This is a genomic window from Rhizobium sp. 10N427 (assembly GCF_056394605.1).
The window spans coordinates 73,157-95,869 of sequence record NZ_JBFTID010000008.1 but is presented as its reverse complement, the minus strand read 5'-3'; the positions used below and the strand labels follow the sequence as shown (position 1 = coordinate 95,869).

18 protein-coding genes are annotated in these 22,713 nt (G+C 60.9%); 12 read left to right on the top strand and 6 right to left on the bottom strand.

Annotated features, from left to right (window positions below):
- Positions 1-35: 35 nt before the first annotated feature.
- Positions 36-1,667 (bottom strand): globin-coupled sensor protein, encoded by a 1,632-nt coding sequence (locus AC1DIJ_RS18435; protein WP_112387574.1) that lies wholly within the window; start codon positions 1,665-1,667, stop codon positions 36-38.
- 643 nt (positions 1,668-2,310) lie between these two features.
- On the opposite strand from AC1DIJ_RS18435, the gene AC1DIJ_RS18430 reads away from it, so the two are divergent.
- Entirely contained in the window at positions 2,311-3,741 is a 1,431-nt protein-coding gene (locus AC1DIJ_RS18430) for a glycosyltransferase family 39 protein (protein ID WP_112387573.1), read from the top strand.
- 8 nt (positions 3,742-3,749) lie between these two features.
- Here the strand turns inward: AC1DIJ_RS18430 and AC1DIJ_RS18425 are convergent, their stop codons facing one another.
- On the bottom strand, positions 3,750-4,013 hold the full coding sequence (locus AC1DIJ_RS18425) for a helix-turn-helix domain-containing protein (protein WP_112387572.1): 264 nt from the start codon (positions 4,011-4,013) through the stop codon (positions 3,750-3,752).
- A gap of 79 nt (positions 4,014-4,092) precedes the next feature.
- Here AC1DIJ_RS18425 and ybaL point away from each other — a divergent pair, with 79 nt between their 5' ends.
- The 4 genes from ybaL (at position 4,093) to AC1DIJ_RS18405 (ending at position 9,762) form a co-directional block, all read left to right on the top strand.
- Positions 4,093-5,889, top strand: a complete 1,797-nt coding sequence (gene ybaL, locus AC1DIJ_RS18420; RefSeq protein ID WP_112387571.1) for a YbaL family putative K(+) efflux transporter — start codon at positions 4,093-4,095, stop codon at positions 5,887-5,889.
- Between the two features lie 57 nt (positions 5,890-5,946).
- Positions 5,947-6,324, top strand: a complete 378-nt coding sequence (locus AC1DIJ_RS18415; protein ID WP_310292980.1) for a hypothetical protein — start codon at positions 5,947-5,949, stop codon at positions 6,322-6,324.
- Positions 6,325-6,410: 86 nt separating this feature from the next.
- Entirely contained in the window at positions 6,411-8,966 is a 2,556-nt protein-coding gene (secD, locus tag AC1DIJ_RS18410) for a protein translocase subunit SecD (protein WP_112387569.1), read from the top strand.
- A gap of 94 nt (positions 8,967-9,060) precedes the next feature.
- Entirely contained in the window at positions 9,061-9,762 is a 702-nt protein-coding gene (locus tag AC1DIJ_RS18405; RefSeq protein ID WP_112387568.1) for an ATP-binding protein, read from the top strand.
- Positions 9,763-9,766: 4 nt separating this feature from the next.
- On the opposite strand, the gene AC1DIJ_RS18400 is transcribed toward AC1DIJ_RS18405, so the two are convergent.
- The 3 genes from AC1DIJ_RS18400 to AC1DIJ_RS18390 all read right to left on the bottom strand — a co-directional run bounded on the left by AC1DIJ_RS18400 (position 9,767) and on the right by AC1DIJ_RS18390 (position 11,760).
- Positions 9,767-10,204: a response regulator gene (locus tag AC1DIJ_RS18400; protein ID WP_112387567.1), complete on the bottom strand. Its 438-nt coding sequence runs from the start codon at positions 10,202-10,204 to the stop codon at positions 9,767-9,769.
- A gap of 14 nt (positions 10,205-10,218) precedes the next feature.
- Complete coding sequence (locus tag AC1DIJ_RS18395) at positions 10,219-10,923, bottom strand: response regulator transcription factor (protein WP_112387566.1); 705 nt, start codon at positions 10,921-10,923, stop codon at positions 10,219-10,221.
- A 459-nt stretch (positions 10,924-11,382) separates the two neighbouring features.
- A complete protein-coding gene (locus AC1DIJ_RS18390) occupies positions 11,383-11,760 on the bottom strand; it encodes a response regulator (RefSeq protein WP_112387565.1) in 378 nt (125 codons plus the stop codon).
- 188 nt (positions 11,761-11,948) lie between these two features.
- Here AC1DIJ_RS18390 and AC1DIJ_RS18385 point away from each other — a divergent pair, with 188 nt between their 5' ends.
- The 7 genes from AC1DIJ_RS18385 (at position 11,949) to AC1DIJ_RS18355 (ending at position 21,811) form a co-directional block, all read left to right on the top strand.
- Entirely contained in the window at positions 11,949-14,090 is a 2,142-nt protein-coding gene (locus AC1DIJ_RS18385) for a PAS domain-containing sensor histidine kinase (protein WP_112387564.1), read from the top strand.
- Positions 14,077-14,502, top strand: a complete 426-nt coding sequence (locus tag AC1DIJ_RS18380; protein ID WP_112387563.1) for a response regulator — start codon at positions 14,077-14,079, stop codon at positions 14,500-14,502. The genes AC1DIJ_RS18385 and AC1DIJ_RS18380 overlap by 14 nt, the downstream gene beginning before the upstream one ends.
- A 4-nt stretch (positions 14,503-14,506) precedes the next feature.
- The gene (locus AC1DIJ_RS18375) at positions 14,507-16,129 is read left to right on the top strand and encodes a response regulator (RefSeq protein WP_112387562.1); all 1,623 of its coding nucleotides are present in this window, start codon (positions 14,507-14,509) and stop codon (positions 16,127-16,129) included.
- Between the two features lie 62 nt (positions 16,130-16,191).
- Entirely contained in the window at positions 16,192-17,751 is a 1,560-nt protein-coding gene (locus tag AC1DIJ_RS18370; RefSeq protein WP_112387561.1) for a VOC family protein, read from the top strand.
- A 514-nt stretch (positions 17,752-18,265) separates the two neighbouring features.
- Entirely contained in the window at positions 18,266-19,195 is a 930-nt protein-coding gene (locus AC1DIJ_RS18365) for a glycosyltransferase family A protein (protein ID WP_112387560.1), read from the top strand.
- 60 nt (positions 19,196-19,255) lie between these two features.
- Entirely contained in the window at positions 19,256-20,746 is a 1,491-nt protein-coding gene (locus tag AC1DIJ_RS18360; protein ID WP_112387559.1) for a lipopolysaccharide biosynthesis protein, read from the top strand.
- 39 nt (positions 20,747-20,785) lie between these two features.
- Complete coding sequence (locus AC1DIJ_RS18355; protein WP_112387558.1) at positions 20,786-21,811, top strand: polysaccharide pyruvyl transferase family protein; 1,026 nt, start codon at positions 20,786-20,788, stop codon at positions 21,809-21,811.
- 3 nt (positions 21,812-21,814) lie between these two features.
- On the opposite strand, the gene AC1DIJ_RS18350 is transcribed toward AC1DIJ_RS18355, so the two are convergent.
- Positions 21,815-22,708: a DMT family transporter gene (locus AC1DIJ_RS18350; RefSeq protein WP_112387557.1), complete on the bottom strand. Its 894-nt coding sequence runs from the start codon at positions 22,706-22,708 to the stop codon at positions 21,815-21,817.
- Between the last annotated feature and the right edge of the window lie 5 nt (positions 22,709-22,713).

Below are 22,713 nucleotides of genomic sequence, written 5' to 3'. Positions count from 1 at the left end.
CTCTCGAATGCGAGCGGCCCTCATATTCAGATAGGTTAGTAAACATTCCGCCCTCCGAGGCCTGAAACCTGGCGGGAAAAACCGAAATCTTCGTTGTCGTATTGCTCGTCGAGCGTCACCGGCCGGGCGGCGATCTCGACACGCGGCTGGACCGCCGGACGGGCGATCTGCTGGCGCACCGGCTGCGCATTTTCGCGAGCGATACGGAATTCGCGGATCGTCTGGCCGAGCTCCAGGATGACGGTATGCAGATGGTCGGCGCCATCGGCCGAATTGCGGGCAACGCCTGCGCTTGCCGCAACATCGGCCCCGAGGCTTTTCACGTCACCGGTCAGCGCATCGAGGCTCGCCGCATGCTCACCTGTGTTTGCTGCAATCGTGGTGATCGCCTCGTTGATGCCGGTGACCTGGCGGACGATGCTGCCGATCGAATCCTGCGTGCGGCCGACCATCTGTACGCCGGCATCGACCTGCGCCTTGGTGGTAGAGACCAGCGTCTTGATTTCACGGGCTGCTTCCGCCGAACGTTGCGCCAGAGCCCGGACTTCCTGAGCGACGACGGCAAAGCCGCGGCCGGAGTCACCGGCACGCGCCGCTTCGATACCGGCATTGAGCGCCAGAAGGTTGGTCTGGAAGGCAATCTCGTCGATCGTGCCGATGATCTGGCCGATCTTTTCCGCCGACTGCTCGATATCGGCCATGGCGGATATCGCCCGGCCGACGACAGCTCCACTTTCCTCGGCGGCAACACGCGTCGAGGCTGCGGCCTGTTCGGCAGCGCGGCTTCCCGCTGCACCCTGGCGGACGCTTTCGGCGATGGCCTGCAGTGCAGCGGCCGACGACTGCAGCTCGTCAGCTTGCCCGGCAGCGCGTCCAGCAAACCCCTTCGAGACATCGGAGAGCGAGCGCGTCGATAGCTCTGCTCTCTGTGTCCGGTCGGAGATTTGCGTGAATTCTGCCTGCAGGGTGTCGAGCGCACCATTGAGAGCGGCGGCAATTTCGGCATGAGCGCCGTCAGTCTCGACAGGTGCGCGCACCGTGAGATCGCGGGCGACGAGACCGTCGATGACATCGGCGAAAATGCGGGCGACGTCTTGCTTGTCCTTGGCTCGTTGTTCCGAGAGCAGGTGTGCCTGCGATGCACGCAAAGCATTGAAGCGAAGCGACACGGCGATTTCGACATCGACCATGACCAGGCGGATGATCGCGGTCATCATCCCGGTGATTTCCCTGGCGCGACGCTTTGCACCTGGAAGCAGCGGCTTGCCGGCAAGATCGCCCGCGAGGCCCGAGATCAGATGTTCCAGCATGACGCCGTGACCGGCGACGTGCCAGCGCGGGTCGAGGCCCATCTTGCTTTCGGTATCGGACAGGACCTTGACGCGCTCGGCATAGAGACTGTCGAACCGGGCATCGGTCAGCACATCCCAGTGCGACGATTGCAGGTCGTGCAGCCGGTCGAGCTGGCGGTCGTTCTGAAAATTCTCTGCCGCATCAGGGAAAGCCTGGAAGCGCTGAAAGAGATCGCGCAGGCCGCTCTTCAGCTGGCCTTCGAGCAGCGGGCGGTGACGGCGGACAAGCTCGCATTGCTCGGCATCGAGGCCGGCAAAGCGCAGGCGGTCGCGGAGGCTGCCTGCCTGTGCGCCCTTGGCCTGATCTGATGGCATATCCTGCCGCAATGCCTGTCCCCAACAACATCCGGACCTTGTCCGGTGAAAAAACCGTTTTGCTCCATCCGACGAGCACAATGCAGGGAGGCCCTTGTCACCGGCATATGGCCGGAGAACAGGCGTCTCCCATCAACAGAAATCTGTTTCGGAAAAGAGATGGATACCGGATCGAGCCGGTACGGCGGGACGGCGTCATGCCTGGTGGGAACGAGCAACATTTCCCATTCCGACGTGTATCGCAATGTTTATGGTTAATTCCTTGCTTGAAGGTTAATGCGGATTTTAATCAGCCAAGCTTTTAAAAGCATTCCTGAGCCTACAAACGAAATAGTCCCAAGGAGTTGCAGGCATGCTACAAGTCCTGCGCAAGCTTTGTGTTATATCCCACCCTTAAGACATGACATGATGTCGTTAAGGATAGAGCAATGATTGTTCTCGGACTGGGATCCTGCCTCATCGCAATCGCTACGCTGGCCGCCGTTGCCCTGCTCGATCAAATCGAAGCACGCCGCGGCTCAAGCGATCTGCGCGTTCTCTGAAAAGCCTTTCGCTGCGGCATAGTGCGGCTTTCTGAGCTGCCCTTGTTGGCAGCCCTGCCCGGCTGATGTATGGCAGGCGCCTTAACCAGCGGAAGTACCATATGTCAGCCAGAACCGGCCTTTTCATCATTCTTGCCGTCACCTTGTGGCGCATCGTGACGTTGCATTTCGACACGACGGATTTCTTCGTCGACGAGGCGCAATACTGGTTCTGGTCGCAAAATCTCGATTTCGGTTACTACTCGAAGCCGCCAATGATCGCCTGGTTCATCCGCGCCTTCACTGCTCTCGGCGGGTCGAGCGATATCTTCTGGGTGCGTGTCGGCGGCCCGATCGTGCATGCGGCAACCGCCGTTTTGCTGATGAAGCTTGCCAAGCACTTCGTGGGGCCCGAGATCGAAGGCTGGACGGGCGCGATCTATGTGACGATGCCTGCGGTGGCGCTGTCGTCCGTGTTCTTCTCCACCGACGTCGTGCTGCTGTTCTTCATGACGATCGGCCTCTTGGCCTATGCGGGCCTGACGAAAAAGCCGTCGGTCGGCCTGGCGCTTTTGATGGGGGCGGCGTTCGGATGCTCGTTCCTATCCAAATACGCGATCCTTTTCGTCGTTCCCGGCGGGCTCATCGCCCTGCTTTTCGTGCCGGCCGCGCGTATCGCCTGGCGCGACTTCTTCATTTCCGTGGTGACGGCGCTTGTTTTTGCGGCGCCGAACCTCTGGTGGAACTTCACGCATGATGCGACCACCGTTCGCCACACCGAAGACATCGCCAAATGGGATCAGATGAAGCTCGACTTCGCCGGAGCCGGCGAGTTCTTCGCCGCACAATTCGGCGTCGTCGGACCGATCATCTTTTTCGCGATGCTCTGGGCGGCGTGGCGGATGATCAGAGGCAGAAGCGGCGAAACCGAGAAACTGCTCATCTGGTTCTCGCTGCCGGTGGTCTTCCTGATCACGCTGCAGGCTTTCGTCGCCAAGGCCGAGGCGAACTGGGGCGTCACGGCCTATGTCGCTGGCACCGTGCTTGCCGTCTCCATCCTTGCGCAGCTATGGCCGAAGGGCCTCAAGATTTCGCTCGGCATCGGCGCATTTGCGAGCATCGTCTTCCCGCTGGCGACGATCTTCGCGCATCAACTGGTGCTGCCCGGCGGCAATGAGATCATGAAACGCTATCTCGGCCGTGCCGATATCAGCCGCGAGGCCGCCGAGCTGGCGAAGCAGGCGGGCGCCGCGGCAATCGTCACCGACAACCGTGATTTCATCGCCGACATGTTCCACACGCTGCGCGCCGATCCGGTGAAGGTATACGCCCGGCCGCCGGCCGATTTCCCGAAGAGCTACTACGAGCAGAATTTTGCCCTGCCCGCGGGATCTCAGGAGCCGGTGCTGTTCGTCAGCCGTTACGAACTCACCTGCACCAATGGCGGCACCGCTGAGCTCGTGAAGAGCTGGCAGCCAGCCAATGGCTACTATCGCGGCAAGACTATCTATGCCTACAAGACGCCGGGCACCTGCTTTGACAAGCAATCCTAGCAGATAGCTTAATCGGCATTTCGCGGGGGCAGGCATAGGCCGGTCCCCGCCCCCTCGACATCGACGAATTTCACGCCGCCATCCTCGAAGGCGAGGCGCAGCTGTGCCTCGGTCGCCCTATGGATTTCGTGGTGCCGTCCCTCGTAGTCGCGTATCGTGCTGCGCGAGACCGCGGCCTTGTCTGCAAGGTCGCTCTGCGTCCAATCGAGCAGGCCACGTGCTGCGCGGCATAAAGCAGGCGTCAGAATTGTTTCTTTCGCGCCTTGACCCATGATTTTAAGTCACCCATATTGGTCAACATAAGCCATATATGTCATGTTTTGAACGGGAATGCCAGATCGGGAGATTGCGATGCCGCACGATACACCTTTGATTTCGACAATTGTCGGGGGTCTCGTGCTGGCGTTTATCTTCGGCGCCATTGCCAACAGGCTGAAATTGCCGCCGCTCGTGGGTTACCTGCTCGCCGGTATCCTCGTTGGCCCGCACACGCCTGGTTATGTGGCTGACCAGAATCTTGCGCCCGAACTTGCCGAAATCGGCGTTATTCTGCTGATGTTCGGCGTCGGTCTGCATTTCTCGCTGAAAGACCTCCTCTCCGTTCGCGGCATCGCGGTTCCCGGCGCGATCGCGCAGATCGGTTTTGCGACACTACTCGGCTGGGGTCTGGGCTGGCTGATGGGCTGGCCGACGGGCGGCAGTCTGGTCTTCGGTCTCGCTCTCTCCGTCGCCTCGACAGTCGTCCTTCTCAAAGCATTGCAGGAGCGGCGGCTCGTCGAGACGGAGCGCGGCAAGATCGCCGTCGGCTGGCTGATCGTCGAAGACCTTGCGATGGTTCTGGCGCTCGTACTCATCCCGGCTGCCGCCAGCATCGGTGGCGGCGAGCATGCGACAGTCGAGCCACTGTCCGCTGGTCTCAACCGTCTGCTTGGCCTCGATCTCGGCATTGGCGGCATCATCGGCATGACGCTGGTCAAAGTAGCGCTGTTCGTGGCGCTGATGCTGATCTTCGGACGCAAGCTCATCCCCTGGACGATGCATCGCATCGCCCACACCGGCTCGCGCGAGCTCTTCCGCCTCGGCGTTCTCGCCATCGCGCTCGGCGTGGCTTTCGGCGCCTCGAAGATGTTTGGCGTGTCGCTGGCGCTCGGCGCCTTCTTCGCCGGCATGGTTCTCGCCGAAAGCGAGCTCAGCCACCGCGCCGCCCAGGAAAGCCTGCCGCTGCGCGACGCTTTCGCGGTTCTATTCTTCGTTTCCGTCGGCATGCTGTTCGATCCGAACATCCTGATCGAAAAGCCGCTGCCGGTTCTGGCCACCGTTTTCATCATCGTCATCGGCAAATCGGTTGCAGCATTGTTGATCGTGCTGCTGTTCCGGAAATCCGTGAGCACCGCGCTGACGATTTCCGCAAGCCTTGGTCAGATCGGCGAATTCTCCTTCATTCTGGCGGCTCTCGGCGTCGATCTCGGCCTGCTGCCGGAAGAAGGCCGCGACCTGATCCTTGCAGGTGCGATCATCTCGATCATCCTCAATCCGGCGCTTTTCTATCTCTGCGATCGCATCAAGCCGTTGCTGGAGCGGCCGAAACGCGAGGAAGCACCTGTAGAGGCCGCACCGGCCGAACCCGCCGAGCCCGAAGACGAGGTCCTTCCAACGGCACTGTCCGGCCACGCTATCCTTGTCGGTTATGGCCGCGTCGGCAGCATCGTCGGTCAGAACCTCAAATCCTCGGGCACGCCTTTCCTTGTCATCGAGGATGCGGAAAAGCGGATCGAGGAGCTGAAGGCACAGGGCGTGGAAACCGTGATGGGCAACGCCGCCGCTCGCGAAGTGCTCGATCTAGCCAACCTGACGGGCGCTCGCAGCCTTGTCATCGCCATTCCGAACGCCTTTGAGGCATGCCACGTCGCCGAGCTTGGCCGCGCGGTCAACCCGTCCATCCTCATCGTCGCGCGCGCCCATTCGGATGCAGAGGTCGAGGCGTTGAAGCAGTATGGCGCCGATACCGTGATCATGGGCGAACGAGAAATCGCCATGGGAATGGTTGACCGGCTGGCTCAAGTGCATCATGACAGTCCAGCCTATGAAGATGGGCCGGAGACTGATACAATTCCGCCAGCGGTCACAGAGCCGCCAGCGAAAGAATGACGGGTTTTTGCGCTTTTGAGCCGGTTTGAGAGCGAGATCGCAAGGAATGATGAGGGAATGCCGGATGCGCGCCGCCTGAGCGCTCGCATCGCCGTTTCCCTCGTGCTTGCAATCTTTGCTTATCTTGGCCTGCTGCTTGGCGGCAACCTCATTCTCGGACCCGATTCCCAGACCAACAATGCGTTGAGTGCACCTGGGAAGGAAACGCAGCCGCTGCAGCTGACGGCGCGTGAAGCCGTTCGCGGACTGCTTGCTACCGACCGCAAGATCGCGCCGAAGCAGACGCTGCACGATTCCGATGCAGCCGCGCTGCCGCTTCTTCCGCATCTCGAATTCGCCGAATGGCCGGCACCTGCGACTGCGGGCGTCACCGATACGGCCACCCGGCCCGCCGCCACGGCGGCCCATCAGCCTCGCGCACCGCCGCTCGCCTGATTTTCCGCGCCACTCGCGCTTCAAGAACATGCAGAGACACAGCCAGCGCCTTGCGCCGGCCTACTTTTATTCAAGGATCAGATAGAATGCGCAATTCACCATGGCTGGTGTTCACCTATTCGGTGATCATCGTGCTCGGCCTCATCATCGCGCTGCCGAACGTGCTGTCGCAAAGTACCCTCAGCAAGCTGCCGGCCTGGCTGCCGCATAGCCAGGTCTCCCTCGGCCTCGACCTTCGCGGTGGCTCGCACCTCGTTCTCGAAGTCGACGAAGCCGACCTGACCAAGGAACGGCTGCAGACCCTGCTGCAGGACGCCCGCCGCGTTCTGCGCGAGAAGAGCATCCAGACGAAGTCGATCGTTCTCAACAACAACCAGATCGTTGTCACCCCGGTTGATCCGGAACAGAGCGGCGCAGCCGTTACCCAGCTGCAGACGCTCGGCAACCCGATCAGCACAGGCCTCAGCGCCGGTCAGTCCGATCTTTCGGTCACGACCAACGGCGGCAACGTGATCGTCGCCTTCTCGCCGGCCGGTCTCGCGAGCCATGTCGATTCCGCTGTCCAGCAGAGCCTTGAAGTCATTCGCCAGCGCGTCGACCAGGTTGGCGTGGCCGAACCGACGATCCAGCGCATCGGCGCGAACCGCGTTCTCGTGCAGCTTCCGGGCGCGCAGGATCCGTCGCGTCTGCGCCAGCTCCTCGGCTCGACTGCTAAGATGTCGTTCCACATGCTCGCCCCGAACAACCAGCCGGGTCCTGGTGTGACCATGCTGAAGGACGACAAGGGCGAGAGCTATCCGGTTCTCGACCGTGTCGAAATCTCCGGCGACCGCCTCTCGGATGCCCGTGTCGGCTTCGACCCGAACACGCATGAGCCGATCGTCAGCTTCCGCTTCGACAGCGCCGGCGCAACCCGCTTTGCCGATATCACCCGCCAGAATGTCGGCAATCCCTTCGCCATCGTTCTCGACGACAAGGTGCTGAGCGCCCCGGTCATCCGCGAACCGATCACCGGCGGCTCCGGCCAGATTTCCGGCAGCTTCTCGGCGGATACCGCAACGACGCTTGCAGCCATGCTGCGCGCCGGCGCCCTGCCCGCCAAGCTGACCGTCATCGAAGAGCGCACCGTCGGCGCCGACCTCGGCGCCGATGCGATCCGCATGGGTATCTATTCGGGCATCGTCGGCTTCGTCCTCGTCGCCCTCTTCATCTTCGTCCTCTACGGCAAGTGGGGCTTCCTCGCGAACTTCGCCCTGCTGATCCACACGATCCTGACCTTCTCGGCCCTGACGCTGGTCGGCGCGACGCTGACACTGCCGGGTATTGCCGGTATCGTGCTCGGCATCGGTCTGGCCGTTGACGCGAACGTTCTGATCAACGAGCGCATCCGCGAAGAAACGCGCAAGGGCAAGAGCGCCTTTGCCGCTATCGACACCGGCTTCCGCCGCGCCTACTCCACGATTATCGACGGCAACATGACAGCGCTGATTGCCGCCGCCATCCTGTTCTGGTTCGGCTCCGGCCCGGTCCGCGGCTTCGCCGTTACCATGGCACTCGGCCTGATCATCTCGATGTTCACCTCGGTCGCCTTCGTTCGCGTCACGATGATCGAGATTACCCGCCGCCAGAAGCTGAAGGTTCTGAACATCAAGCCGCTGCTGCCGATGATGTTCAACCCCTATGGCCGCCACATCCAGTTCATGAAGGCACGCTTCTTCGGCGTCAGCGTCTCGGCGCTGCTGTCGATCGCATCCGTCATCCTCTTCATCCATCCTGGCCTCAACTACGGCGTCGACTTCCGTGGTGGTATCCAGATGTCGGTCAAGACGACCGAGGCGGCCGATCTCGGCAAGTTCCGCGAAGGTCTGAACAGCCTTGGCCTCGGCGAAGTCTCCCTGCAGTCCTATGGTGACAACAACACCATGGCCGTGCGCGCACAGCGCCAGGACGGCGGCGAAGAAGCCCAGACCGTTGCTGTCGAGAAGCTGAAGAACGAGATCGTCAAGATCGATCCGTCGGCGACGGTGACTGGCACCGACGTCATAGGCCCGAAGGTCTCTGGCGAACTCGCATGGGCCGGCATCCTGTCCGTTGTCATCGCCAGCCTGGCAATGCTCGCCTATATCTGGGCGCGCTTCGAATGGCCGTTTGCGGTCGGCGCCATCGTCACGCTCGTTCTCGACGTGACCAAGGCCATCGGCTTCTTCGCGCTGACGGGCCTGGACTTCAACCTGACCGCCATCGCCGCGATCCTGACGCTTGTCGGCTACTCGGTGAACGATAAGGTCGTCGTCTACGACCGCATGCGTGAAAACATGCGTCTCTACAAGTCGATGCCGCTGCGCGAGATCATCGACCGTTCAATCAACGAGACGCTGGCCCGAAGCCTCTACACCAACGCGACGGCCTTCCTCGCGCTGCTGCCGATGGCAATCTGGGGCGGCAGTGCCGTCGAAAGCTTCGCGATCCCGATGGTGTTCGGCATTCTCGTTGCCGGCGCGTCGTCGATCTTCATCGCGGCGCCGATCCTGTTGTTCCTTGGCGACTGGCGCCGCCGCCACGCCAAGCCGGCAGCGGATGCCAAGCCGGAAGCCGAGATCATTCCTCCGGCACCGGCAGAGCCGCGCAAGTCGATCGGCTAAAAACTGGTTGCTAACAAAAGCTTGAGGCGGGCGCCGGTTGCAGAACCGGCGCCCGCTTTCTATGGTGCTCCCAAGGTCGAGGGGAGATACCGCCATGTCATCCAGCACGACGCCGGAAGAGACCAAAAGCACCGAGGAGCGGATCCGCCGCTTCCTGGCCGTGGCTTCTCATGACCTGCAGTCGCCGCTCCGTCACATCGCCATGTATTCGGAAATCCTGCTTGAAGATCTCGAAGGCCGGATCAGCGCCGACGAGAAGCAAAGCCTGACAACCATTCTCGAAAAGGTGCAAACGGCGCAGAAGCTGACCAAGGCGCTGATGACTTTTGCATCGGGCACCCCGCAGGCCGCACGCGAGAATGTGGATCTGACAATCGCTTCTGAGACCGCGTGGTCTGATGCCACGGCGGAGTTTCCAGAGACCAAAGCCGTGCTGGCTCATGGCGGGCTGCCGGAACTGCGAACCGACCCCACCTTACTGACGGCCGTGCTGAAGCAGCTCTTCGTCAACGCGATTGCCCATGGCGAGCGAGAGGACCTTCGGGTGGAAGTCGGGGCTGTGCGCGATGGCGAAGAGCTTGTCATTTCCGTCGCCGATAACGGCCGGGGCATCGATCCCGCGCATCAGGCACGCATTTTCGAGGCGTTCTGGAAGCTGCCGAAATCCGGAAGAGTTCCCGGGCCGGGACTTGGCTTGACGGTTTGCCGTGAGCTGGTCGCTGCCCTTGGCGGCACGGTGACGCTTGCAGCATCATCCGCCAGCGGCAGCCGCTTCGAAGTCCGTCTGCCTGCCTGAGCCGTCAGATCGTGTAGTCGTCCTTCCAGAAATCCGGGACGTCGTAGGTCACGTATTCGCGGATGATGTATTGCAGCGTCCGCGCATCCATCTCGTCCTTGCCAATGCGGAAATCGACACCATAATCCGGGAACTGCTGGAAATAGCCATCGGAAATATCGGTCGAGATCACGCCGATGGGGCCGGTATAGCCGATGCCGCGCAGTTCCGGCACCGTCTCGCGGAAATCGGCATTCGGGAGCAGACGGTTGTCGAGCAGGATCAGATCGTAGCGCGCAGCCTTGATCTTCTCGAGGGCGTCACCGATCGACTGGGCGTATTCGACATCGACGGCCGGCTCCGAGAGGCTGCCGATCTTCTTCTTCAGTGAACGGAATTCAATGAACTCGTCGTCCACGAACAGGACCTTCACGGTCCGCCCGGCGCTTGTCTCGGCTGCCATACCATCCCCTCCGGTCACGAAACGAGCCCGTTCCGGAGCGCTATGGCTACCATATGTACGCGGTTGACCGCGTCGAGCTTTCTGACTGCCGCCGTAATATGCGAATTCACCGTATGCTCCGACAAACCGAGAATGATGGCGATCTCAGCAGAGGTCTTGCCTTCGCTCGTCCATTTGACGATCTCGGCTTCGCGCTGCGTCAGACGTCCAGACATTTCCTGGGTCAAGATTTCCTCGTACAGCTTGTCGAAGATACGCATGACGTCAAGCAGGACGTCGGCGATCTCGCTCTGGTCCGGCTCCTGGCGAACGCCGCTGAGCACCAGACAGTATCGCCGTCCCTCAGGCGTAAAGAGCGGAATCAACAAAAACGTGTTGCCGTTGAATTCGTTGAACACCAGATCGGCGGGATAGCCTTCCAGCTGTGCGCTCTTGCCGAAAACCGGGGACGTGAGGAACTGCGCGGATTTCGCCTTGATCGCCCCCAGCGCCTCCTTCAGCGTCCGGATAAACAGCGTCGCACGCCGCTCCGCCACGTTGGTGATGACGATTTCACGCTCTCCGAACGGCGCTGCCGCCTCGGAAATCTTTGCCAGAACGAAATTGTCGAAATGGTAGTGGTGCGCCGCCGCCTTGAACAAGCGGAAGAAATCGGTCCGGTTGATGGCCCGGTTCAGCTCGGGCCCAGTATGAAAAGGAACAGCCGCAGCATTGGTCATTCCGGCAACCTTACCTCGAAACTTCCAGAAGTCACTCCACACCATCCCGAAATCTTGGGATATACGTCCTAAACGCGAACAGTTACAAAAAAACCGAGACAGTTGATGGGGATAACGGGACGGGGACTTCCCAGTATCCCAAGGCAAACAAGCCCATCAATTTCTCAACCGCAAGTGATGCAAAGGCAGATATACTGAAATCGTAGTCTTACCTAGGTATCGCATTTTTCGTTGTTCATGATCTCATGAGTAGCGGGAAAAGTGCCGGAAGTAAGCGCGAGAGAGCCGATAGATCCATTCAGCTAAGGGGTTGGCTGAAGTTCGTGGCGGCGAATATGGGTCAGTCGGCTCTCTCAGCGCTCAAATCACTCCTCTTCCTCTTGGTTGTATCTTGGGACGCTGAACAAGCCTTGTCAATTGGCGTTTCAGCGTGCTGCCGCGTGTCCGGGCACCTGGCGCCTACACCAGTTGATTGAGAAGACTATCGTTCAAATTCAAAGGCTTCTGCAGGTAGATATGGGCGCCGGCTTCCAGCGAACGCTCCCGGTCCTCATCGGCGTCCGAACCGCTGCATATGCCAAGCTTCACCGATGCGAAGCGGGGATCGAGGCTGACCCTGCGCACCAAAGCAAGACCGTCGTCGAGAGGCATGTAGAGATCGGCGATCAGCAGATCGGGAAGCGGCTCGCCCGTGGCATGACGCGCCTCCAGCATCTCCCAAACCGGCTGCGCCTGGGAAAACGACACAAGCTCGGCGGTGAAGGCGCCCTTCCGGTGCATGTAATCGAGATAGAAGAGATCATCCTTGCTATCATCGATGTAGAATATCAAAGGCATAGCTGCTTCACCCGGTCGCCACCGGCGATGTCCCGCCTGTTTCGCGATGCGACAATAAAGATACTTCGCTAAGAATCGTTATCAACCTCCCCTGAATCGGCAGAGGAAAGACGTACACAACCTTACGTTTCCTATTGTGTATTCGGCCATTTCGGAAAAGATGACCCGAATTCAGGAGGATCGACCGCGTGTGGAATGCCGCCAGCTTGAGGGACGAAGCGCAGAAGAAGGGCCGCTACCGCGTAGCCGCGATCGCCATCGGAACGCTCATCACGCTTCTCGGCATCTGCGCGATCACCGGCTGGCTGCTGGAAGTCGAGGTCATCGTCTCCGTCGTGCCGGAATTTCCGGCGATGGCATTCAATACGGCGCTCTGCTTCGTGCTCTCCGGTCTAGCATTGGCGGGATCGGTATCGAAGCTGCAGCGTCTGAACATGGCGGCGTCCCTGATCTCGCTGTGTGTGGCGGCAATCACCGTGACGCGGTTTGCTGAGATCATCTCGCTCGGTCGCACCTCGCATATGGTCGATCGCGTGTTGACCAACCTCCTCGTCTCGCGGGAATTTTCCGACCTGATCGGCGGCGGTATGGGGCCGAATACGACGCTCTGCTTCCTGATCGGCAATCTTGCGCTGCTTGCCGGCCGGAACTGGAAGGATGACAGGGCTCCCCTGCTCCAGGAATTGACGGGCTATGTGATCATAACGCTCGGCATGGTCGCCTTCGCTGCTTACGTCACCAGCGCCGAGGAGGGGTATCGCTGGGGTCCCTATGCGGCGATGGCGCTGCATACATCGATCGGGGTGACGTTCTTCGGCGGCGGATTGCTCGCCGCCGCCTGGTGGCGCCAGCCGCAGGGCAGCGCCAGCGTGCCGCTCTGGATCCCCGGCGTCGTCTGTTTCACCGGACTGCTCGCCGACCTCTATACGCCGCTCGGGGTGGCGAACGGCATTCTTTATGTGCCGCTGATTTTGACCGCCCTCTGGTTCGGCAATCGCAACGCACCGCTCTATCTTGCGTTCGTCTGCACGGTCCTCATCCTTCTCGGCTTCTTCGCCGTCAACCATAGCGACACGGTCGTCTGGCCCGAGGCTGCCAACCGCGCGATCACCATCGGCCTGCTGTGGCTGATCGGCTATCTGGTGCACAATTACATGCGCAACAGCGCCAGCCTGGAGACGGAGCGCATCCGCTTCAGCTCACTGGTGCGCAACACGCCGGATGCCGTGATTACCATGGATCAGCGCGGCGTGATCTCCAGCTTCAATCCCGCGGCCGAGCAGATGTTCGGCTACCTGCCATCCGAAACGCTCGGCAAGAACATCAATATGCTGATGCCGGAGCCCTATCACTCTGAGCATGACCGCTATCTGCAGCACTACCATGAGACCGGCGAAGAACGGATCATAGGCACGACGCGCATGGTGTCCGGCCGCCGCAAGAATGGCGTGGTGTTTCCGCTCGATCTGTCCGTCAGCGTGGTGCCGACAAGCGGCGCGCGGACATTCGTCGGCATCGTGCGCGACATCAGCGACAGGGTGCAGCAGCAAGAGCGTCTGAAGACGACGCTGGCGCAGCTCGAAGCCTATACGGCCGATCTGGAGCGCAGCAACCAGGATCTCGACGAATTCGCCTACATCGCCTCGCACGATCTGAAGGAGCCGTTGCGCGGGCTGCACAATCACTCACGCTTCCTGCTCGAGGACTACGAAAACCAGCTCGACGAGGACGGCGTTCGCCGTCTCAACCGGCTGGTGCGGCTCAGCCAGAGGATGGAGAAGCTCGTCAACGATCTTCTCTATTTCTCCCGCATCGGACGCCAGCAGCTGGCCGTAAAGCGCACCGACATCAATCTCGTCATCAAGGACGTGGTGGCAACGCTGGAAGTGTTTCTGGAAGAGCGGCGCGCACGGGTCGTGGTGGACGGAGAGCTTCCAGAGGTTGTCTGCGACGCGACGCGGCTGACCGAGGTGTTCCGGAACCTGGTGACCAACGCCGTCAAATACAACGACAAGCCGGAACCGCTGGTCACCATCGGCTATCTGGAGCAATACACCGGCAAAGATGGTGCAACGGCGCGCGGCGTGTTTTTCGTCAAGGACAACGGCAAGGGCATCGCGACGGAATTTTACGAGGACATTTTCCGGATTTTCAAACGGCTTGAAAAATCGCAGGATTCGGATGATGGAACCGGGGCCGGACTGACCTTCGTGCGAAAGATCATTGGCCGCCACAATGGCGAGATATGGCTGGAGTCCGAGATGGGTGCAGGCACCACATTCTACTTTACGCTGGGAAGCAACAGAGAGGGCCACAATGCAGCCGCGTGATATGCAGCCGATCCTGATTGTTGAGGACAGCGAGGACGACTTCGAGGCGACGATGCGTGCCTTCAAGCGCACCAACCTGCGCAACCCGATCCGCTGGGCCGCTTCGGGCCAGGAAGCGCTCGATGAGCTTGCCGGCATGAACCCGCGCCCCGGCCTGATCCTGCTCGATCTCAACATGCCGGGCCTCGATGGCCGCAAGACGCTTGAGGCGATCAAATCCAATCCGCAGTGGCGCAAGATCCCGGTGGTTATTCTGACGACGTCGGACGACGAGCGCGACATCGAAGGCTGCTATGCACTCGGCGCCAATACTTATGTGCAAAAACCTGTCGATCTCGACGGGCTGTTCTCCGCGATCCAGCGGCTGAAGGAATACTGGTTCGAGATTGCCATCCTGCCGCACGAGGATTGAACGATTGGCGGAAGACTGCCTGGTACTGATCATCGACGACAATATCGACGACCGCGAAGTCTACCGGCGGATGCTGTCGCGCGTCGCCGGAACGAACTACGTGGTAGCCGAGGCCGAGACCGGCGACCAAGGATTGGAGCTTGCCGCCAGCAAGCGACCAAGCTGCATCCTGCTCGACTATTCGCTGCCCGGCCGCGACGGACTTGGGGTGCTTGCCGAAATCCTGAAGCTCGATCCGACCGCCAATGTGATCATGCTGACGGGACAGGGCAACGAGACTGTCGCCGTCGAGGTGATGAAGAACGGGGCACGCGACTACCTGACCAAGGACGCGTTGTCGCCCGAGACGCTGCACCGCTGCGTCCAGAATGCCGTCATGCATGGCGCGCTGGAGAAGAAGCTGGAGCAGAAGCGGCAATCGCTCGAGATCTTCACCCGGGCGATGGCGCACGACCTCAAGGAGCCGCTACGCACCATCAAGTCGTTCAGCAAGATCCTGCACGGCTCGGCTTCGCTGCCGGCCGAGGACCGCGAGCTTCTCGACTATATCCTGAGTGCCGCCGACCATATGGAAGACCTGATCGTCAAGGTCTCAGGCTTCACCAAGCTTGATGTCTCCGGCGAACTGGAACTGAAGCCCGTATCGCTCGCCGCCGTTCTCGGGCAGGTCGAGGACAATCTGCACCAACAGATGGAGAGCAGGCAGGCAACCATCGTCAGCGGCGATCTGCCGGAGGTGATGGGCGACGGGACGCTGCTGATCCAGCTGATGCAAAACCTGATCTCCAACGCTATCCGCTATTGCGAAGACCAGCGCCCTCAGGTGCGCGTCAGTGCCGCGGCTGCCGGCGGAGGGCTCTGCCGTCTGCTGGTCAGCGATAATGGACCGGGCATCGATCCCGACCACCGGGAGCTGATCTTCCAGCCCTTCAAGCGTCTGGTCGGACGCGGCATCGAAGGAACGGGGCTTGGCCTTGCGATTTGCCGCCGCATTGCGCAGCTGCATGGCGGCGCGATCTGGTGCGAGGCGAAGACGGGACGCGGCGCGACCTTTGTGCTCGAATTGCCGCTCGCAAACAGCATGTCCGCCGAGGCTGCAGCGCAGACGGGGCCGCAGGCGGTCCGGGCAATCGAACAGCCTCAGGAAGCCAAGGGCCGTCTTGCCGAAGTGCTTCTCGTCGAAGACAGCCCCGCCGACATACAGCTTCTGAAGCTCAAGCTGATGCGGCGGGAGAAAGTGAGCTTCAACCTGCATGTGGCGACCAACGGGCGCGAGGCCATGCGGCTTTTGGAGGAGCGAGCCATCGATCTCAGCCAGCCGCCGATGGACCTGATGCTGCTCGATATCAACATGCCGATCATGGACGGCTTCGAGGTGCTGAACGCGCTTTCGGCCGATATCCGGCTGAAGCAGATACCGGTCTGCATCCTCAGCACATCCAGCGACGAGAGCGACATGCAGAGGGCCAAGGAACTCGGCGCTCTCGCCTACATGATCAAACCGCCGACGCTGCAGCAGCTGGAACAGGCCTTGGCAGATGTCGATAGTTTGGAATTGCAGCCGCGCGGCGATGCCCTAGTTCTTTGTGTAGAACAATCGAGGCAATCTCCAACGGCACTGGTATGACTTTAGTATCCGCATTAGTTCTGGCGCTTCTCGCCACTCCCCAGCAATACGGACTGCTTTCGATGATTTCTGGCATACATCACATCACCGCCATCACCCGCAAAGTGCAGGCGAATGTGGATTTCTATGCCGGTTTTCTCGGCATGCGGCTCGTCAAGCAGACCGCCGGTTTCGAGGACGAAACCCAACTGCATCTCTTCTATGGCGATGGAGAGGGTACGCCCGGCTCGCTGCTGACTTTCCTTGCCTGGGAAGACGGCTCGCAGGGTCGCGCTGGTTTCGGTCAGATCAGCGAGATCGCGCTGGCAATCGACCCGACCAGCATCGGCTACTGGCTGACGCGGGCCATGAGCTTCGGGATCCGCATGGAAGGCCCGTCCGACGAATTTGGCGAGCCGGTGCTGCGCCTCAAGGATCCCGACAACATCATCCTGAAGCTTGCCGGCAACAAGGGGCTCAAAAGCGCCGCAGCCTGGGCAAACGGACCGGTTCCGATCGAACACGCGGTACAACGGGTCCGTGGCGCGACGATGCTGACCGAAACGCCCGATGCCAGCCGCGCCTTCATCGAGAGCCACTTCGGCTATCGTTTCCAGGCAAACAAGGGCGCCATCGACAGGCTGGTCTCCGATTCCGGCGATGTCATGGACGTGCGCAACGCAAAGGGCTTCTGGTCCGGTGCGCCGGGCACGGGGACGATCGATCACGTTGCTTTCCGCGCCGCGGATGAGGCCGAGCTGACATCTGTTCATGATGCGCTTGCCACGTCGATGGACTCGGCAACCAACATGCATGACCGGAAATATTTCAAATCGCTCTATGTCCGCGAGCCCGGCGGCACGCTGATCGAGCTTGCGACCGACAAGCCGGGCATGCTGGTGGATGAGCCGGCGCCGACGCTCGGCACCAAGCTTTTCCTGCCCCCGAAGGATTCGATCAAGGATCTGAAGGATCTAAAGGTCGTGCTGCCTCAATTTTCGATGCCAGGCGAGCCAAGGGTCAACTACCGCGATCTGCCCTTCGTGCACCGCTTCTACACGCCGCCGGATCCGGATGGCAGCGTCTTCGTGCTGTTGCACGGCTCCGGCGGCAACGAGACGACGCTGATGCCGCTGCTGCACAAGGTGGCGCCGCGGGCAACACTGCTTGGGGTGCGCGGCCGGGCGACCGAAGAAGGCTTTCCGCGCTGGTACAAGCGGATCACGCCCTTCTCCTTCGACCAGGACGACATCAAGAGCGAAGCGGAAGCCTTTGCCGCCTTCATCGACGGCGCGGTCAAATCCTATGGGCTGGATCCGAAGAAGATCGTCTTCGTCGGCTATTCCAACGGCGCGAATCTTTTGAACTCGCTGATCTACCTGCACCCGTCGCTGATCCATAAGGCGGTTCTGCTGCGCTCCATGCCGGTTCTGACGAATTATCCGCATGCCGATCTGAAGGGCACCGACCTGCTCGTCATCAGCGGCAAGACCGACGCCTATGGAAAATATGCCAACGATCTCGAGGGACGGTTGAAAACCTCGGGCGCGACCGTCGATTCGGACGTCATCCCCGGCGGTCACGATCTCGGCGATGCCGACGTGCCGATCATTCAGCAGTGGCTGTTGAAGGAAAGCCAGTAGCAAGCCGCGGCGCGAAAGACTTGCGATGACGGAATTTGTTCTTTCATCCCTACTCTTGCGGAAGCTTTTCCGGTGCGATCACCGCCGGAAAGCTTGGCTTACACTGCGCGCCATGCGCTAAATCTTCGGCCTTCACGGACTGCAACTCTCTATTGTGCAGCGCAAAGCGGCACCAAAGAAAGGGAGATATTTTACGGCATTCTCATCATGTAAAATTCTCATATTTCTATTTATACTCCAGCAAAACTCCTGCGTAGTTACACCATAATTTCAATGGCTGATGATAGTGAAAATATCAAATCAGCAATTGTAACCATACTTATCACGATTTATTACAATAGTCTGACAATACATTCGTGAATTTAATTACCTAAAATTCACTCGCCTATAAATTACCTCATTCTTTCTGTTTCTTCTGCGCCTGTTCTATTTTGCTGCATTGCAAAAAGTCCTTGCCGAGTTCTGATATCAGACCTATCTTGGCCCGGACATCGATCGCAGAAGGGGAAATTGCATGCCTCCTCGGCCCGTTGATATCAGCCTGATTATCTCATCGAGAAATCGGGCTGGCGGCCTGTTGAACTGCCTGGATGCCATTGCGAATGCCGCCCGGCAGGCGGGCGATTTGCAATTGGAACTCGTGTTTGTCGACAACGGCTCGACGGACGATACGTCCGAGGTCTTTCGCCGGTGGGCGGCTGTCGCGCCTCTTCACACCAATCTTGTCCATGAGACGCTGCCGGGGCTGGCCAATGCCCGCAATTCCGGCATCGCGGCGGCAACCGGCCACCTGCTGGCCTTCACGGATGACGACTGCGAGGTGTTTGCGGACTACTTCACCACCATCGCGGCTCTGTTTGCTGCCGACGATGCGATCGTCATGCGCGGCGGCCGGGTCGAGCTTGGCGATGCCCGCGACCTCCCTGTCACCATCAAGACGGAGCTGGAACCGGCCGTGCTGAACAACGAGCTGCATGCGGGCGGCTTCATACATGGCTGCAACATGGTTTTCCCGCGCGCGCTGGTCGATCGCGTCGGCGATTTCGATCCGCGCTTCGGTGCTGGCGCCGCATTCCGCTCCGGCGAGGACACCGACTACATTCACCGCGCCTTCAATGCCGGTATCCGGGTTGAATATGTGCCCGAGTTGGTGGTCAAGCATTTCCACGGCCGCCGCAAGATCGAGGACATCCACCGCCTGCATGCCGGCTATGCCTTCGGCAACGGTGCGCTCTACGCGAAATATCTGTTCGACAAGCGCTCGAACATGCGCGGCATGCTGCGCTGGGATATCCGCCAGGCTGTCCGCGAAGCGATCGGCGGCCAGCCGATGAGCAAGGAGATGGGACTGACCTATCGCCGGCAGCTCCGGGACAACCTGACGGGAATGATCGCCTACTGGCAGAGCACCCGCCGCAAGTCGCCCAACACAGTCCGCACCTGACACCCCGCACACTCTTTGCGCCGATGACCCAAGCTTCGGCTGCAATCGATAGGATGATGAATGGCAGAACATGCAGTTGCGCATGCCGATCTGAAGAAGAAGACGGCACTATCCGTCCTCTGGTCGGTCGTTCGCGTAGCCTGGAGCACGATTGCGACCTTCGTCATCTTCGTCATTCTGGCGCGCATTCTCGGGCCCGGCGACTTCGGCACTTTTGCGCTCGCCAGCCTGTTCGTCGAAATCGGCCGTGTGCTTGCCTATGCAGGGCTTGGCGATGCCATCACCCGGCAGCTGGATCTCGATGAGGAGCTGGCCGATACCTGCTTCTGGGCCACAGTTGCGTTCAGCGCCATCATTGCCGCCGTGGTCTTCGTGTTCGCGCCCTATTACGGCGAGCTGGTGCGCGACGAATCCGTGTCTGGCATTCTCCGCTGGCTGGCGCCGCTGCTGCCCGTCTCGTCGCTGGCTGTCATCCACAATGCGCGTCTCGCCCGTGAATTCGGCCACAAGAACCTTGCGGCGCAGAGCATCGCAGCCAGCCTCCTGTCCGGCATCACTGCCGTCGTCTGCGCCTATCTCGGATGGGGCATCTGGGCACTGGTCGCGCAGACCGCCGTCAACGCTGCGGTCACAGTTGTTCTCGGCTGGGTCGCCTATCCCTGGATGCCGCGCCTGCGGTTCAATGTTGCGAAATTCCGCTCGGTCTTCCTGTTCAGCGTCAGCCTCGTCGTCACCCAGCTGATGTGGATGCTGCTCGCCCGCGTCCAGGACATTTTCATCTCCCGCTGGTACGGCGCCGTCGAAGTCGGCCGTTACCGCATCGCCTGGCGGCTGATCGAACTCATCGGCCAGGCCGTTCTGGCGCCGATCGGCAGCGTCTCGCTGGTCACCCTGTCACGCCTGCAGAACGATCGCGTCGCCTTCCGCAACGCCTATAACAAGATCGTCGGCGCCGCCGCACTCGGCACCATTCCGCTGCTCTTCGGCTTCGGCGCGCTGTCGAACGACATGATCGCGCTGCTCTTCGGCGACAAGTGGGGCAATGCCGGCGATATCGCCACCGTGCTGGTGCTGATGTCGGTGCCGTTCGTGACCAACTTCTTTGCCTCGTCGGCGCTATCGGCAGTCAATCGCGCAGAATCGATCCTCTCGGTCGCAGCACTGCAGTTTGCCGCGACCCTGCTGCTGACCTGGCTGCTGGTACCCTACGGCATCCTCGCCGTTGCCGCCGGCTACGTGCTGCGCGCCTGGCTGACCATGCCCTATCAGCAATATGTGCTGCATCGCTATGCCGGCATCGATTCGCTCGGCACCTTCAAGTCGGTCGCCCTGCCCTTCTGCGGCAGCGCCGTCATGGCTGTCTGCGTCTGGTTTGCACATCCCGTCATCGCCGAACATCTGCAGAGCCGATGGCTGTCGCTTGGTCTCAGCATCGGTCTCGGCGCCGTCGTCTATCTCGCCTTTCTGCCGGTCTTCGGCAGATCCGCCATCCGCCCTTACATCGCGCTCGGCAAGTCTTTGCTGCCGTTCGGAAAACGGGCCGAGGCCTAGCCGCCGGGGCTGGGCCAGACTCTTCAACAGGAGCCTTATATGCAGGAAACCAACATTACGATCATCAACCGCCTTCAGGGACTGATCGCAAATTGCCTTTCCGACCTCGTCGATCCGGCCGAGCGCTTTGCGCTGCTCGATTTCCCGAACCACTACAATATTGGTGACAGCGCCATCTGGCTCGGGGAGCTTGCCTATTTCGACCGCCGCAAGACGCGGCCGGCCTATGTGACCGAAATCCCCACCTATGACGACGAGCGCATGCTGGCAGCGATCGGCGATGGCCGGATATTCCTGCATGGTGGCGGCAATTTCGGGGATATCTGGGCGGGCTACCGGCAGTTCCGCGAGGACATGCTGACGAAATACAAGGGCCGGCCGATCGTCCAAATGCCGCAGACCATCCACTTCAAGGAACAGGCCGGGATCGACAGCACCGCCCGCGCGATCGAGAAGCACGGCAATTTCACGCTGCTGGTACGCGACCACAAGAGCTTCCAATTCGCCAAGCGCTGGTTCCAGTGCGATGTCAGGCTTTGCCCCGACATGGCCTTCTGCATCGGCCCGGTCACTCGCCCGGCGCCTCAGCACGAGCTGCTGCTCAATCTGCGCGAGGACCAGGAAGTGGGCGCGCCGCAGGACCTGACGGCGGCGACCAGCCGCCCGGGCACGGTGAAATCCGACTGGCCGGATGAGCCTGCCGATTTCCAGAAGCAGACGAAGCGTGCGGCGATCCTGAAGGGGCTGCTTTCCGGCCGAATCGGCGGACGTGCCCGGATGACCGAGCTTGCCTATCGCGAGCGGGCGCAGCAGCGCTTCGACCGCGGCGTGGCGCTGCTGGGTTCTGCCCGGCAGGTGATTACCGACCGCATGCACGGCCACATCATGTGCGTGCTGATCGGCGCCGATCACTGCGTGCTCGACAACAGCTACGGCAAGACCAGCAGCTTCATCGAGGCGTGGGGCACCTGCAACAATACGGAAAAGGCGGCGATCGCGGCAACCGTCGACGAAGCGCTCGGTATTCTCGATGCGCGGCGCATGCAGCCGGCGGCCGTCGCCTGAGGCTCAGCCTCGCCGGGCGATCATGATCCCGGCGAGCACCACCAGGCCGCCGATGGCCTGCATCGGGCCAATCGCCTCGTTGAGCAGCACCCAGGCAAGAATGGCTGCGACGACCGGCTGCAGGAGCAGCGTCAGCGACGAGAAGGCGGCCGGCAGATAGGCGAGCGCGAAGGCGATTGCCACTTGGCCGCTTGCGTGGCTGATGAAGGCGAGGCCGAAGACGATCGCCCAGCCATAGGCCGTCGGGGGTAGCATATGTGCCTCGAAGAAGAAGCCCAGCGGGAAGACGCAAATAGCGGCCGATGCCGTGCTCCACAGCATGATGCGGATCGTATCGAAACGGCTGCGCAGCTGGCCGATTGCCAGGATGTAGCCTGCATAGAAGATCGCTGCGATGATCGCCACGCCATCGCCGCGCAGATCGCCGTTGCCGAGTGCCGCCGGTCCGCCCTTGAGGATCACCACGCCCGCCAGCGCCAATGCCAGTCCCAGCACGAAAATGCGGGAGACGGGCGCGCGGAAGGCGACGAAGCCGATGACGGTGACGAAGACGGGCGCGAGGTTGGCGAGCAGCGTCGCATTGGCAACCGAGGTCATGGTGATCGACAGGTGCCAGGCCGCGAGATCCGCCGCGAGGATGACGCCCGGCAGGATCAGCATGGCATAATCGGAGAGCTTTTCAGGCTTCGGGCCCGAATCCTTCTTGATCAGCGAGAAGATGAAGATCGGGATCAGCGCCAGCGCGACGCGCCAAAAGGCCGTCGCCATCGGCCCCACTTCGGAGAGCCGCACGAAGATCGGCGAACCACCGATGGCAGCGCCGCCAAGGATGAGCGCCGTCAGCGCGAAACGTTGTGAAGGAGCGGCTTCTGTGGAAGGGGCGGCGGCCTGCGACATGATCT